We start from the raw sequence: 14595 nt of genomic DNA on the forward strand, positions 1-14595 counted from the left end.
TGCTCTTCCGATCTGCCTCTACGTCGCCGGCGACGTAGAGGCCGCGCACCGACGTGCGGCCGGCCGCGTCGCGCTCGGGCAGCCATGCGCGGTTGAGCGGGTCGAACCCGAACCGGCAGCCGGCGAGATCGGCGAGCTGCGTTTCGGAGCGCAGGCCGAAGCCGAGGCCGACTGCGTCGCAGTCGAGCAGGCGCGGCGGTGCGCCGTCACCGGCCGCGCGCCATGCGATTCCCGTCACGTGCGGGTCGCCGAGCACGCGCTCGAGCGTGACCCCCGTTTCGATCGCGACGCCGTGCGCGCGCAGCCAGCCGATGTAATAGAGCCCCTTCGCGAAGGTCGACGGCATGCGCAGCAGCGCGGGCGCGGCAGCGGCCTGGCGGCGCAGCGGGCTCGTGTCGAGCACGGCCGCGACCTGCGCGCCGGCCTTCGCATACTGGTAGGCGACGAGGTAAAGCAGCGGGCCCGTGCCCGCGAACACGACACGACGGCCGATCGCGCAGCCCTGCGCCTTCAGTGCCACTTGCGCGCCGCCGAGCGTATAGACCCCCGCGAGCGTCCAGCCCGGCACGGGCAACAAGCGGTCGGTCGCGCCGCTCGCAATGATCAGGTGCGAGTAGGGCACCGTCACTTCGCGGCCGTCCTGCAGCGTGTCGACGCGGCCTGCGCCGCATGACCAGGCAAGCGTGTTCGGCCGGTAGTCGACATGCGGCAGCAGCGCGGCCATCGTCCGGTGCACGGCGTCGGCCTTCGCGGCCTCGAAACCGTACAGCGTGCGCTTGCCGCGCGCGAACGCGCCGTCGGCCGGCGGCTGCCGGTAGATCTGTCCGCCCCAGCGCGCGTTCTCGTCGATCACGACCGGGCGCAGCCCCGCGTCGACCAGCGCTTCGGCCGCGCGTACGCCGGCCGGCCCCGCGCCGACGATCACCGGTTGCGGTGCGGCGCTCACGCTGCGTCTCCGGTCGCGGCCGGCCGGGCGGACGTGAGAATCCGCATGCCTTCGGCGATCGGCGTCGAGCATGCACGCACGCGCGCACCGGTTTCGGTGCGCACCCAGCAGTCCTGGCACGCGCCGATCAGGCAGAAGCCCGCGCGCGGCTGGCCGCTGAATTCGCTCACGCGCACGCGCCGCTGGGCAACGAGGATCGCGGTGAGCACGGTGTCGCCGGCGAGCGCGAGCGCGGGGCGGCCGTCCAGCGTGAACGCGACGGCGGCACGTTCGCGTTCGGCGACGCGCACGAACTGCGCACCGTCGTCCGGGATGCAAGTGGAACGGGAAACGGAAGTCGTCATCAGTGTTGGCCGATCAGGATGCGGTTCAGGCCGTACACGCGATCGAGCAGCAGCATCGCGCCGGCGGTGATGAAGATGACGAGCGCCGACACCGACGCCATCATCGGGTCGATCGACTCGGTCGCATACATGTACATGCGCACCGGCAGCGTGACCGTCTGCGGCGACGTGACGAAGATCGACATCGTCAGTTCGTCGAAGCTGTTGATGAACGCGAGCAGCCAGCCGCCGGTGATGCCGGGCACAATCATCGGCAACGTGATGCGGCGGAAGGTCGTCCACGGGTCCGCGCCGAGCGAGCACGCGGCCTGCTCGATGCTGCGGTCGAGGCCCGCGACGGACGCGAGCACGAGCCGCATCACGAACGGCGTGATGACGACCATGTGCGCGAGCACGAGCCATGCGAACGAGCCGGTCGCGCCGATCAGCGCAAAGAAGCGCAGCAGCGCGATGCCGAGCACGAGGCCGGGAATCACGAGCGGCGACAGCAGCAGCCCGTTCAGGAACGCGCGGCCGGGAAACGTCGCGCGGCCGATGGCGAGGCCCGCCGGCAGCGCGATCGCGAGCGACAGCGTCGCCGACGCGAACGCGAGCTTCACGCTGTTGAAGAACGCGGTGACGAAGTCGGGATAGTCGAGGATCGCGCGGAACCAGCGCAGCGAGAACCCGTGTGTCGGCAGCGTCAACGTCTCGTCGGGCGTGAACGCGACGAGCACTACGATCACCAGTGGCGCGAGCACGAACAGGATCACGAGCGTGTGGAAGGCGAGGGCAAAGGGGCCGTTCTTTCTCATCGCGATGCGCCTCCGAGGCTGCGCGCGTAGCGGCGTTCGAGCACGCGGTAGTAAGTGAGCATCACGACGAGGTTCGCGACCAGCAGAAGCACGGCGATCGTCGCGCCGAGCGGCCAGTTCAGCGAGCCGAGGAATTCGTCGTAGACGGCCGTGGCCGCGACCTTCAGCCGGCGGCCGCCGAGCAGGCCCGGAATCGCGAACGCGCTCGCCGACAGCCCGAACACCATCAGGCTGCCCGACAGCACGCCCGGCATCAGCTGCGGCAGCACGATGCGGCGCAGCGTCGTGAACGGCGATGCGCCGAGCGACAGCGCCGCATGCTCAGTCTGCGGATCGAGCCGCTGCAGCGCGGTCCATACCGGGATCACCATGAACGGCAGCATCACGTGCACCAGCGCGATCACGATCGCGAAGGTCGTGTATTCGAGCTTGTACGGCCCGAGGCCGGCGAGCCCGAGCGCCTGGTTCACGAGCCCGCTCGTGTTCAGCAACATGCTCCAGCCGAACGCGCGCACGACCACCGACACCAGCAGCGGTGCGAGGATCGCGAGCAGGAACAGCGAGCGCCACGGGTCGCGCATTTTCGACAGCACGTATGCCTCCGGCGTGCCGATCGCGACGCAGATCGCGGTCGTCAGCGCGGCGATGCCGAACGTGCGCGCGAAGATCGTGTGGAAGTACGACGAGCCGAGCACTTCCGCGTAGTTGCCGAACTGGAACGCGGCGATCGGGCCGGTGGCCGGATCGAAGCGGTAGAACGTCAGCATGAACGTCATCGCGAGCGGCACGAGCACGAGCGCGGCGAACAGCGCGAACGCGGGCGCGCACATCAGCCACAGCGGTGCGTGGGCGCGCCAGCTCGCGCGCGGCGCGTGGCCGCCGCCGGCGCGCGGGGACATTGCATCGGCGGCGGCCGGTGCGGCCGTGGCGGCCGCAAGCGCGGCCGGCGCGCCGTCATTCGGGAGTGGACGGGCAGGCTGTCGCATTCAGGCCTCCCGGCGCATCACGCGCACCGCGTCGCTGTGCCAGTCGATCCCGACCGGTGCGCCTTCCGCGAGCGGCTCCGCTCCTTCGTTCTGGCAGCACACGAGCACTTCGCCGAGCGCGCTGTCGACGCGGTACAGCCACTGGCTGCCGAGGAAGAAGCGGCTCGTGACGGTTGCGGCGAAGCGGCCCGCGTCGGGCGCGCACAGCCGCAGCTTCTCGGGACGGATGCAGACCGACACCGCATCGCCGATGCGCATGTCGCGCTCGCGCGCCGGCAGGTGCGCGAGCCGGCCCGTTTCCGCGAGATCGTGACCGAGGTCGATGCGGATCGCATCGCCGTCGTGCGCGACGATCGTGCCGGGCAGCAGGTTCGCCTTGCCGATGAACTGCGACACGAAACGGTTTTCCGGGCGCTCGTACGCGCGGTACGGCGTATCGGTCTGCGTGATGCGGCCGGCTTCCATCACGACCACGCGGTCGCTGATCGACAGCGCTTCCGACTGATCGTGCGTGACCATGATCGTCGTCGTGCCGATCTTGCGCTGGATCGCGCGCAGCTCGAACTGCATGTCCTCGCGCAGCTTCGCGTCGAGGTTCGACATCGGTTCGTCGAGCAGCAGCACCGGCGGCTCGATCACGACCGCGCGCGCGATCGCGACGCGCTGCCGCTGGCCGCCCGACAGCTCGCGCGGGAAGCGGTGCGCGAGCGCGTCGAGACGCACGAGCGCGAGGGCCGCGCGGATGCGCTCGGCGCGCTCGGCCTTGTCGACGCCGCGCATGTCGAGGCCGAAGCCGACGTTCTCGGCGACGCTCATGTGCGGAAACAGCGCATAGCTCTGGAACACGATGCCGAGCCCGCGCCGGTTCGGCTTCAGGTGCGTGATGTCCTGCCCGTCGAGCGCGATGTGGCCGCGCGTGACGTCGACGAAGCCCGCGATCATCTGCAGCGTGGTGGTCTTGCCGCAGCCGGACGGCCCGAGCAGCGACACGAATTCGCCTTGTTCGACCGACAGGTTGACGTCGGCGACGGCGGTGAGTTCGCCGAAGGTTTTCGTCAGATCCGTAAGCGTGAGAAACGACATGGGAAGCTCCGGGTTCGCACACCGCGTGGCCGGTGTACCGATGTGGCGGACTCTAGCCAGCCATATTTCAGAGCGTCAATTTCGAATTCTGCTGAACGGGAGGAATTTCTGAAAAATTCCATTGAACGGAACGGTTGGGGAAATCGCGAGCGAATCGTTCCGCTGGGTGGCGCGTGGCAATGCCGCGAAATGCACGCGTCAATCCCGTGCACACCCGGATGCCCGCGGAATTTCGGCGGGACGACAATGGCGGCTCACGTATTCCGTTCAATGAAATCATCGAGGAGAGCCGGCATGCAGGAACCCCATTCGACCGGAACGTCGCCGGCCGCACGCGCGCCGCGCCCGGACGAGGACGCCGTCGATGCGCCCGATGCCGCTGGCGCACCGGGCACCGGCATGCTGCAGCGCGCGTTCGCGATCCTGCGCGCGCTGGCCGGCATGCAGCAGGACGGCGTGCGCGTCACGCATCTGGCAAAGGCCGTCGGCCTCACGCAGGGCACCGCGCACCGGATCCTGCAATCGCTGATCGCGGAAGGGATGGTCGAACAGGACGAGCAGTCGAAGCTGTACCGGTTGAGTGTCGATTTCTTCGCGCTCGCCGCGCAGGCCGGCAACCCGAGCAGCATGCGCACGTTGTGCCGTCCCGCGCTGCTGAGGCTGTGCGCCAGCCTCGGCGAGACCATCTTCCTGCTGGTGAAGAGCGGCTTCGACGCCGTGTGTCTCGACCTGTGCGAGGGGCCGTTTCCGATCCGCTCGTTTACCGGCGACATCGGCGGCCGCATCGCGCTCGGTGTCGGACAGGGCAGCCTTGCGATCCTCGCGTTCCTGCCGGAAGCGGAACGCGAGGAAGTGATCCGTTTCAACGTGCCGCGCATTCGCGGCTACGGCGTGCTCGACGAGGTGTACCTGCGTACCGAGATCGAACGTGTGCGGCAGCTCGGCTACGCGGGCCGCAACAGCGGTGTGCTCGACGGGATGGCCGGTGTCGCGGTGCCGATCCTCGATCGCACCGGTTATCCGGTCGGCGCGTTGAGCGTCGGCACGCTCGCGTCACGCCTCGGTGACGACCGGATGCCGATGGTCGTCGAACTGCTGCGGCGCCAGGCCGACGCGATCGGGCCACGTACCAATCCGTTCGATGCCGCGTTGCGGCGGCCGATGCACGGGTTATCAGGGAAAACCGTATAGCCGCCTCGCGCGTCGCCGTATCGTCAGCTTGCTTACGCAAGCCATTCACGTCCGATCAAAACGCACCGCGTCCAGCGGGCCCGTGTGCTTTCGTTTCCCTTGCGGGGCCGCGTGACCCCCGCTCATTTCCCCTCTATCGCCTCTCATTCGATTTTCAACTGCCGGCCAGTTGAACATTTCATTTCTTGATGTGATTGCGGCTGGATACCATCCAGCGACTGTCTATACAACCCGGTCGGGAAGCATGGGCAGGACCAACAAAACACAACATCGATGAGCAGGTTTGGAGAGGAGATGACGGAGATGGTGCGAATGAAGGGTGGGAAGACGGGCGTCGCAATGGGCGCCGCGATCGCAATGCTGTTTGCCGGCGCCGCGCACGCGCAGTCGACGGTGACGCTGTACGGGATCGTCGACGCGGGCGTGACCTACACGAACAACGCGAAGGGCCATTCGCTGTGGCAGTTCACGGGCGGCAACGAATCGGGGCCGCGCTGGGGCTTGATCGGCTCCGAGGATCTCGGCGGCGGCCTGAAGGCGAACTTCCGCCTCGAGAACGGCTTCAACGTCGCGAACGGCGCGCTCGGGCAGGGCGGCCGGATGTTCGGGCGTTCGGCGTGGGTCGGCCTGAGCGGCGCGAACTGGGGCGCGGTGACGCTCGGCCGCCAGTACAACTCGACGCAGGACATCCTCGGTTCGCTGCAGATGAGCAGCTTCCTCGCGCAGTACTCGACGCACCCGTTCGACAACGACGACATCAACAACACGTTCCGTCTCAACAACGCGGTGAAGTACGTGTCGCCGACGATCGCGGGCCTGCAGGCGAACCTCGTGTACGGCTTCTCGAACTCGACCGGCTTCGCGAACGACAACAGCTGGAGCGCGGGCGTCACGTACGTGAACGGGCCGCTCAACGCGGGCGCCGCGTATGCGCGCGTGAACCATCCGGCGGTCAGCACGAGCGGCGCAGTTGCTTCGGACAACTACTATCCGTCGTCGGCATCGGTGCTCGGTGCGAGCCTCGGGAGCGCGATCCGCCAGCAGATCTGGGGGGCGGGCGGCAGCTACGCGATCGGGCCGGCAACGCTCGGCCTGCTGTACACGGGCTCGAATTTCGGCCAGGCGACGGGCGGCGCGCTGCGTTTCAACAACTACGAAGGCAGCCTGCGCTACATGGTCACGCCCGCGCTGATGGCGGCGGCCGGCTACACCTATACGCAGGTCGCGCGCGCCAGCGAAAGCGGCCATTACCACCAGGTATCGGCCGGCATGCAGTACCTGCTGTCCAAGCGCACCGACGTGTACGTGAACGGCTTCTACCAGAAGGCGTCGTCGGGTGTCGGCCACGCATGGATCGACGGCACCGACAGCGCGTCGACGACGACGTCGCAGGTGGCGGTGGTGGTCGGCATCCGCCAGAAGTTCTGATGTTCTGACGCACACGCGCGTCTTCCGGAGGAGGCACTCATGAAACTGAAACTGTTGCTGGCGGCGTTGCCGTTCGTCGGGATGTATACGGGCGGCTCGCTTGCCGACGCGCGTCCGCTGCTGTTCGGGCTGCCGTTCCTGCTCGTCTGGAACCTGGTCTGGATGGCGGCCACGGCCGCGATTCTCGCGATCCTGTTCCATCTCGACGAGCGCGACGCGGCCCGCGCCGGCCGTTCGGGAGACGCGCGATGAACGCTTCGATCGTCATCATCGCGGCGTTCGCCGTGTTCGCGCTCGCCATCGGCGTGATGGCGCGCCGCGGCCGCAAGCTCACGCTCGAGCAGTGGGCGGTCGGCGGGCGCGGCTTCGGCTCGCTGCTCACGTTCCTGCTGATGGCCGGCGAGGCGTTCTCGACGTTCTCGTTCCTCGGCGCGAGCGGCTGGACCTACAGCAAGGGCGTGCCGGCGTTCTACATCCTGTCGTACGGCTGCCTCGCGTTCGTGATCGGCTACTGGATGCTGCCGGCGATCTGGCGTTACGCGAAGGAACGCGGACTCGTGTCGTTCGCCGATTACTTCGCGTCGAAGTACGACAGCCGCGCGATCGGCGTGCTGGTGTCGATCGTCGCGGTGTTCGCGATGGTGTCGCTGCTGATGATCCAGTTGCGCGGGCTCGGCGTGATCGTGTCGGAGATGTCGTACGGGCTGATTCCGCAGGCGGCCGCGATCTGGATCGCCGCGACGCTGATGGCCGTGTACATGGTCGTGTCGGGCATCCACGGCTCGGCGAGCATCGCGATCTTCAAGGACGTGCTGATCCTCGCGATCGCGATCTTCCTCGGCCTGTACCTGCCGATGCATTACTACGGCGGGCTCGGCGAGATGTTCGCGAAGATCGACGCCGCGCATCCCGAACTGCTGCGCATGCCGGAGCACGGCTTCAACCTGAGCTGGTACAACTCGACGATCCTGCTCACGTCGCTCGGCTACTACCTGTATCCGCACGGCTTCACCGCGATCTACGTCGCGAAGGACGAGCGCGCGCTGCGCCGCAACGTGATCCTGATGCCGCTGTACCAGGTGCTGATCGCGTTCCTGTTCCTCGTCGGCTTCGCTGCCGTGATGACCGTGCACGGGCTCGAAGGCGCGCAGACCGATCTCGCTTTGCTGCGGCTCGTGAAGCAGACGTTCCCTGCGTGGTTCGTCGGCATCGTCGGCGGCACGGGGCTGCTCACCGCACTGGTGCCGGGATCGCTGATCATGCTGAACGCATCGACGACGATCGCGCGCAACATCTACCGCGAAGGCTTCGCGCCGAACGCGACCGACCGCGAGGTGACGCGCGTCGCGCGCATCGCGCTGCCGGTCTTCACGCTGGTGGTCGTCTACTTCGTGCTGCGCGGCGGCGCGACCTTCGTCACGCTCGCGATCTTCTCGTCGAGCCTGCTCACGCAGCTCGTGCCGATGCTCGCCTCGAGCTTCCTGAAGCGGCCGTTCGGCACGCGTGAAGGCGCGTTCGCGGGCATCGTCGCCGGCGCGATCGTGATCGCGATGACGAACTACTATGGCGTGACGCTCGTGTCGCTGTTCCCGGGCGCATCGAACACGCTGACGTCGATCAACCCGGGGCTCGTCGCGCTCGCGGTGAACGCGGTGGTGTTCGTCGTGATCAGCGCGGTGCAGCGCAAGCTGAAGGCGCGGGTCGCCGCGCCAGTCGGTTCGGCGTGACGGTTTTTCGAGCATGACGCCGTCGCCGGGCCGCCGGGGTTCCACCCGGCGGCCCGGCCGCTCGGCCACTGGATGGCAGCAAGACCCATCGAACCACAACAGGACACCGAACAATGACGACCGAGGACAAGCGAGAGCGCATGCGAGAGGACGACCGCGAAGCGATCGACACGCTGATCGCGAACGGCTGCGTGATCACGATGGACCCGCAGCGGCGCGTGATCGAGAACGGCGCGGTCGCGGTCAAGGGCGAGCGCATCGTCGCCGTCGGCGGCACCGACGAACTGCAGGCGCGTTACCGTGCCGCGCGCACGATCGATGCGCGCCGCAAGGCCGTGCTGCCCGGCCTGATCGATGCGCATGCGCACGCGGGCCACGCGATGCTGCGCACGATCGGCGGCGCGGACGGCGATGCGTGGTCGGCCGCGGCCGAGACGATCTACACGCGCGCGTCCGACGAGGCGTTCTGGGAGGCCGAATCGCATCTCGCCGCGCTCGAACGCCTGAAGGCCGGCGTGACGACCGGCGTATCGCTGCTCGGCGGCGGCAATTCGATCATGCGCGTCGACGATCCGGTTTACGCGCGGCGCCATTGCGACGCGGTCGTGCGCACCGGTACGCGCTCGATCGTCGCGGTCGGCCCGTCGCGGCCGCCCGCGCCGCGTGCCTATACGCGCCACACGCCGGAGGGCAGCGACACGCGCGACATCGGTTTCGACACGATGTTCGACGTATGCGAGCGCATCGTCGACGAATGCCACGGCGATGCCGGCGGCCGGATCCGCATCGCGCTCACGCTGCCCGTGTATGGGCCCGAACACGATCCCGAGCTGGCGCGGTACGAGCACGACTTCCGCGACCAGGCCGCCCGCTACGGCGCGCTCGCACGCGAGCGCGGGCTGACGTTCACGCAGGACGGCCACCGCGCGGGCACGCTCGCGTTCGCGCATCGCGAGCTCGGCTTGCTCGGCCCGACGTCGTTCATGTCGCACAGCATCGACCTGACCGACGACGACATCGCGGCGTGCGTCGAGACCGGCACCGCGATCGTCCACAACCCGAGCGCGATCATGTCGATCATCGGGCGCTGCCCGGTGCCCGAGCTGATCGATGCGGGCGTGACGGTGGCGATCGCGTCGGACGGTGCGGCGCCCGATCGCGGCTACGACATGTTCCGCCACATGTGGCAATGCATGCATTACCACCGCCGGCATTTCCGCGACCCGGACGTGCTGCCGCACGGCAAGGTGCTGGAGATGGTGACGATCGACGCGGCGAAGGCGCTGTCGATCGATCACGAGGCCGGTTCGCTCGAAGCCGGCAAGCTCGCCGACATCATCCTCGTCGACCTGTTCCGGCCGCACATGATGCCGATGAACATGCCCGTGTATCGCGTGACGTGCTTCGCGAACGCGGCCGACGTGTGCATGACGATGGTGGGCGGAAGGGTGCTGATGGAGGATCGGCACGTGTTGTCGGTCGACGAGAACGCGGTGCTCGAACGGGTGAACGAAGTCGCGGCAATCACGATCGAGCGCAGCGGGTTGCGTCATTTGCTCGACGAGCCGAAGACGCTGTGGGGGCGGAGCCGCTATTGAGTGGGCGGGTGGGCGTTGTCGTGCGGTGGCGGGCCGGCGAGGCCGGCCTGTTCGTTCGACAGCGCCGCTGAATCGGCGGCGATGCTCCGGTCTGTCGATTCCAGTGTGGTCGAAACAACGACCGCATGGAACCTGCGCCATCGAGAGCGATCGTTGGGCTACTTCGTTCGCGATCGATAGAGCGTCGGCCAGTCGCCGCCTTGAACGCCGCCACACGTTTTCTGCTGCGACACAGCCGACATCCGGAACGCATGGCCATCCCAGATCCAGCTGGCCTGAAAGCCGCAATCGGCCAGCCCGCGTCCCTTGCCCAAGGTGGACAGCGTGCCGGTAGCCGGGTCGAAGTCCGGTTCGACCAGTGAAGGGTCTGAAAAGCCCCCTTCAGGAATCGGCAGCTTGACGGGCTCCGGTTTTCCGCCGCCGATACGCGGTGCGATGAACACATCCGACGAACCCTGGTAGGCGCCCATGATGCATGGAAGAAACACGAGCGCGTTGTGCTTGTCGAGTGCATACGCTGCTTCATGGAGATAGCGCGACGCATTCTCCTCGCAACTGCTGGCATCCCGGATTCGTTTCGCGCGCGCGATCAGGTGTTCTTCTTCCTGATCGGACAACTGCGACGTGATCTTCCGCTTCGGTACGACGGGCAGTGACGGAGCGGATGTGACCTGCGACGCAGGGGCAGGCCCCTTGCGGATCAACGCGCTAGTTCCCCCGATGCGCCCTTGCCGGTCATCGATACGCAGGAGCGCGGCGACCATGCCATCGAGCGGAACATAAGCGCCTGCATCCTCGCCGAACTGAAGCTTCTTGCCATTGCGAAGCCGTGAGACGAAGGCCGCCACAACTGCCGGTTGCGTGGTCGACAACGTCGCTATCCCGTCGTCGAATTTCTCGCTCCAGGCCGAGTCGTCAAGCCGCAGCGGCGCGTCGTCGACGCGCAGGTCATCGAGACTGATGCTGGTGTTGGTGGCGACGCTCAGCCGTACCGTGAGCGCGCCGTTCGGCCCGGCTGAGCGAATGAAGCGCAAGTCCGCGCCGGTCTCGCCATCGTTCGCGAGACCCTTCGCCTCGCAGGTCAAACCGTTGTCGCAGGCGACCAGCCATGACTTGTAGGTGTCGTAGCTGGGCGCGCCGGGTTCCTGGGCAGACGCCGCGGCGGCGTAAAGCGCAGCGAGCGCCGTGCCCACCGCAATGGCACGAGTTTTCATGTGCTTCCACGGAGTTGAGGATGGCGTGAATCGTAACGCAAGTGGCGCGCCGGAAATGAAAGCATCCCGGAGCGGCGCGGCCTGAGTCGAGGCAATGGTCGAATCGTTTTACGCACGTGCGCCTGCCCATTTTTCGTTCCGGTTACGTCACAAACTCCGGATACGGTTCGATTGATTGCAACGCGCCGGCATGCCCGCGCCGGGGCCGGTTGTAACATGCGTGGTGGTGAATCGGCGCAACCCTGACGGAGCAAACACATGGAGCCGGTAGGTATCTATGCTGCTGTATCGATTGGCAGGACACAGTTGAGCCGATTCTATGCCGACTGGGGTGATGCGCTGATCGACGATGTTCGATGCATCCTCGGCATCAAGCCGGGGCTGCAGCCGGATAGTCAGGGCGGATTCGTGGATCCGGCAACCGGGTGGTATCACCATCCCGGCAACAAGCTGGTCATCCGGTATGACGCGGACACGGAGACGCTGTTCTATTTCTACCAGCTTGAATTACGCGATCCGGACAGCATGGCCGGCATTCCGTCCTTTCAGGCATTCACCCGCATTGCGGGGTATCGGCACGAGGCCGATGCGGACTATGTCGCATTTTCGCCGAGTGCGCCGAATTTCCTGAGCGACCGGCTCTGGCGTGTCTATCGATTCATGCATGACGGGCTGAGCACGATTGAGATCGATGCACTTCCGGACGATCGACAGCGCGAGATGGACAGGTTGTCCTGGCAATACTACTGGGGGCCGATCGAAGCGATGTTCCAGAGGGCGGACCGACGCGAGGACGTTTCCTATTTCAATCGCTTCTTTCCGCAGCATTGCCTGGATCGGCAGCTTCTGTCCTTGCTGAATGTCGACATGCTTGCCGACGATCCGCGAATGACGCCGGCGCCTTATCCCCGCGGTTACTGAAGGCGCGTCAATCGCACCGCTTCTCGATCCACCGCCTCAGCGTCGATAGATGAATTCCAGATCGGTCGATTCCCCGACCTTGAAATCGTACGTACCGACACGCGTGAACCCTGCTTTCTCATAGAAGGCAATCGCCTTCGCGTTGCCGGACCACACGCCAAGCCATACCGGGCCGGGCCGTTCCGTTGCCAGATACTCCAGCGCGAAGTCGAACAGGGCGCGCCCGGCGCCGGTTCCTTGCGTACCCCGCCGAAGGTAGATCTGACGGATCTCGCCCGAACCTTCCGCGACGTCCGGGTGCGGAAGCTTGCACGGCCCCGCGTGCGCATAGCCGACCAGCGTGCCGTCGTCGCTTTCAGCGACCCACGTGCGGCATTCGGGATCGTCGAGCTGGCCCGTGATCGTTTCTACCGAGTAGGTTCGGGCCTCGTACGCAGCCAGGTCGTCCGGCGGGTAGTCGATGCCGAATCCGTCCTGCAGAAAGGTTTCGCGAAACGTGTCGCGTTTCAATTCGGCAAGCGGGACGGCATCGGACAGGGTTGCAACGCGGATCAACATGAGGGATGGCTCGGTTCGTCGGTCGGGCAGACAGTTTATCCCGGGTGACGTCGGGCTCGCGAGCATCCGGCCGGCCCGGTTATCCGCATCACCCGCCCGGTGCCCATGTCGATGACGAAGACGGTGGTTGTCCTTCGGCGGACATGCTAGGATTTTCCGCAAACAACCTCGGAGACTGCCATGCCGTTCATCTGCGAAAACGTTGAATGCCGCGCCGTGCTCGCACGCGGGCAGACCCCATCAGGAGGACGCGGGGTGGTGCTTCTACTGCCCGGACTGCAAAGCCAGGAACGAGTTGATGTACGCCGACACGGCCGGCGGTGCGGTCGAACTGATTCAGCCGGAGCGCGCCAGTCCTCCGCACAAGGTGGTGGCGACGGCTCGACCGCTGGAGGATGGCAAGTACGCAGCGCAGCTGAGCGTTCAGCGGGCGCTTGCCGTGAAGGGTACGTATGGGGCCGAGGAACACTGGGATCAGCTCGGTGTGTTCGGCGACGCGCAGGAAGCCGTCGAGCATGCGAGGTCTTTTGCAACGGATTTGTTGCAGCGAGCGGCGTAGTCGATATCGTTCGGTCTACGAAGAAGAGGCGTGCGCGTTCATGCGCGACGCCTCTTCGTGTTGTGCGCTGCGCGTCCGTCAGTTGTAGATATCGAACGAGAAATACTTCTTCGCGATCCGCTGGTACGTCCCGTCCTGGATCAGGCTCGCAAGCGCCTGGTTGATCTGCGTACGCAGCGCGTCGTCATCCTTGCGCACGCCGATCGCCGAACCCACGCCGAGCGTCTTCGGGTCGTGCAGCGGCGGCCCCGCGAATTCGAAGTTCGCGCCCTTCGCGGTTTTCAGGAAACCGAGGTCGGCCTGCACCGACGATTGCAGCGATGCATCGAGCCGTCCTGACAGCAGGTCCTGGTAGACGAGATCCTGCGTCTGGTACGTGCGGACGATCACGCCCTTCGGCTCCCAGTAGGTGCGCGCGTAAGTCTCCTGCGTCGAACCCTGCTCGACGCCGACGCTCTTGCCCCGCAGCGATTCGGGCGTCGGCTGCAGGTTCGAGCCGCGCCGCGCGACGAGCCGGGGCGGAACGTTGTTGATCTTGTCGGTGAATGCGATCTGCGCGAGGCGCTTCTCGGTCACGCTCATCGATGACAGCACGCCGTCGAACTTGCGCGCCTTCAGTGCCGGGATCATCCCGTCGAACGCGTTCTCGACCCACACGCAGCGCACCTTCATCCGTTCGCAGATCGCATTGCCGAGATCGATGTCGAAACCGACGAGCTTGCCGTCGGGCGCGAGCGATTCGAACGGCGCATAACTGGGGTCGACGCCGAGGCGCAGGACTGCCGGGTCCTTCGCGGCGGCGGCGCCTGCCATCAGCGCGAGCGCAATGGCGAGAACGAGCTTTTTCATGGTTGTCTCCAATACCGGTCGATGTTGTATGTGGTGAAGCGAACTGGCGGCCGACAGGCGTGACTGCCCGCGCCCGGCCACGCGCGGGCGGCTGGACGTTTCGCCGGAAGCGGCCGGCGAAGCGTCCGGATTCGAAAGGGGGCGTTAGCGGGCGGCGCCGGTGATGCGCGCCATGCCGTGCCGGTAGCCGGCGGGCGAGAACACGGCGTTCAGCGCGGCCATCGCGGCGATCACGCCGAGATGCATCCACCAGGCGGTCGCGAAGCCGCCGCCCGCGTCGCGCAGCCAGCCGATCAGCCAGGGGCTCGCCGCGACGGTCAGGAAGCCGATGCCCTGCACGAACGCGGCGAGCGCGCCCGCGAGCCGCGCATCGGGCAGGTGGTCGAGCGTGACGATC

14 protein-coding genes and 2 pseudogenes are annotated in these 14595 nt (G+C 66.7%); 7 read left to right on the forward strand and 9 right to left on the reverse strand.

Annotated features, from left to right (window positions below):
• The 5 genes from L810_RS12605 to L810_RS12625 form a co-directional block, all read right to left on the reverse strand.
• Positions 1-946 (reverse strand): NAD(P)/FAD-dependent oxidoreductase (locus L810_RS12605; RefSeq protein ID WP_042974267.1); only part of this gene is annotated, 946 nt, incomplete at its 3' end.
• Positions 943-1290 carry a (2Fe-2S)-binding protein gene (locus tag L810_RS12610; protein ID WP_021158738.1) on the reverse strand — a complete coding sequence of 116 codons (348 nt, stop codon included), beginning with the start codon at positions 1288-1290 and terminating at the stop codon, positions 943-945. The genes L810_RS12605 and L810_RS12610, both read right to left, overlap by 4 nt.
• The gene (locus tag L810_RS12615; protein ID WP_021158739.1) at positions 1290-2084 is read right to left on the reverse strand and encodes an ABC transporter permease; all 795 of its coding nucleotides are present in this window, start codon (positions 2082-2084) and stop codon (positions 1290-1292) included. Before L810_RS12615 ends, L810_RS12610 begins: the two co-directional genes overlap by 1 nt.
• Complete coding sequence (locus L810_RS12620; protein WP_021158740.1) at positions 2081-3070, reverse strand: ABC transporter permease; 990 nt, start codon at positions 3068-3070, stop codon at positions 2081-2083. Before L810_RS12620 ends, L810_RS12615 begins: the two co-directional genes overlap by 4 nt.
• Complete coding sequence (locus tag L810_RS12625) at positions 3071-4153, reverse strand: ABC transporter ATP-binding protein (protein ID WP_021158741.1); 1083 nt, start codon at positions 4151-4153, stop codon at positions 3071-3073.
• A 294-nt stretch (positions 4154-4447) separates the two neighbouring features.
• Between L810_RS12625 and L810_RS12630 the strand changes: the two genes are divergently transcribed.
• From L810_RS12630 to L810_RS12650, 5 genes are all read left to right on the forward strand, one after another.
• On the forward strand, positions 4448-5344 hold the full coding sequence (locus L810_RS12630) for an IclR family transcriptional regulator (protein WP_021158743.1): 897 nt from the start codon (positions 4448-4450) through the stop codon (positions 5342-5344).
• A gap of 303 nt (positions 5345-5647) precedes the next feature.
• Positions 5648-6772 (forward strand): porin, encoded by a 1125-nt coding sequence (locus tag L810_RS12635; RefSeq protein WP_021158744.1) that lies wholly within the window; start codon positions 5648-5650, stop codon positions 6770-6772.
• A gap of 39 nt (positions 6773-6811) precedes the next feature.
• A complete protein-coding gene (locus tag L810_RS12640) occupies positions 6812-7024 on the forward strand; it encodes a DUF3311 domain-containing protein (protein ID WP_021158745.1) in 213 nt (70 codons plus the stop codon).
• Entirely contained in the window at positions 7021-8499 is a 1479-nt protein-coding gene (locus tag L810_RS12645) for a sodium:solute symporter family protein (RefSeq protein ID WP_021158746.1), read from the forward strand. The genes L810_RS12640 and L810_RS12645 overlap by 4 nt, the downstream gene beginning before the upstream one ends.
• Before the next feature lie 113 nt (positions 8500-8612).
• Positions 8613-10097: an amidohydrolase family protein gene (locus L810_RS12650; RefSeq protein WP_021158747.1), complete on the forward strand. Its 1485-nt coding sequence runs from the start codon at positions 8613-8615 to the stop codon at positions 10095-10097.
• A gap of 158 nt (positions 10098-10255) precedes the next feature.
• Here L810_RS12650 and L810_RS12655 read toward each other — a convergent pair whose 3' ends face one another.
• Positions 10256-11311 carry a DUF1176 domain-containing protein gene (locus tag L810_RS12655; RefSeq protein ID WP_021158748.1) on the reverse strand — a complete coding sequence of 352 codons (1056 nt, stop codon included), beginning with the start codon at positions 11309-11311 and terminating at the stop codon, positions 10256-10258.
• A 258-nt stretch (positions 11312-11569) separates the two neighbouring features.
• Here L810_RS12655 and L810_RS12660 point away from each other — a divergent pair, with 258 nt between their 5' ends.
• Positions 11570-12232: a hypothetical protein gene (locus L810_RS12660; protein WP_021158749.1), complete on the forward strand. Its 663-nt coding sequence runs from the start codon at positions 11570-11572 to the stop codon at positions 12230-12232.
• Between the two features lie 36 nt (positions 12233-12268).
• Here L810_RS12660 and L810_RS12665 read toward each other — a convergent pair whose 3' ends face one another.
• A complete protein-coding gene (locus tag L810_RS12665; protein WP_257008844.1) occupies positions 12269-12856 on the reverse strand; it encodes a GNAT family N-acetyltransferase in 588 nt (195 codons plus the stop codon).
• A 114-nt stretch (positions 12857-12970) separates the two neighbouring features.
• Here L810_RS12665 and L810_RS12670 point away from each other — a divergent pair.
• Positions 12971-13349: pseudogene (locus L810_RS12670) on the forward strand (hypothetical protein).
• Between the two features lie 78 nt (positions 13350-13427).
• Here the strand turns inward: L810_RS12670 and L810_RS12675 are convergent.
• On the reverse strand, positions 13428-14198 hold the full coding sequence (locus tag L810_RS12675; RefSeq protein WP_021158752.1) for an ABC transporter substrate-binding protein: 771 nt from the start codon (positions 14196-14198) through the stop codon (positions 13428-13430).
• 144 nt (positions 14199-14342) lie between these two features.
• Positions 14343-14595 (reverse strand): annotated as a pseudogene (locus L810_RS48090) (cyanate transporter); the annotation flags it as partial.

The organism is Burkholderia sp. AU4i (assembly GCF_000466765.1).
Lineage (GTDB): Bacteria > Pseudomonadota > Gammaproteobacteria > Burkholderiales > Burkholderiaceae > Burkholderia > Burkholderia cepacia.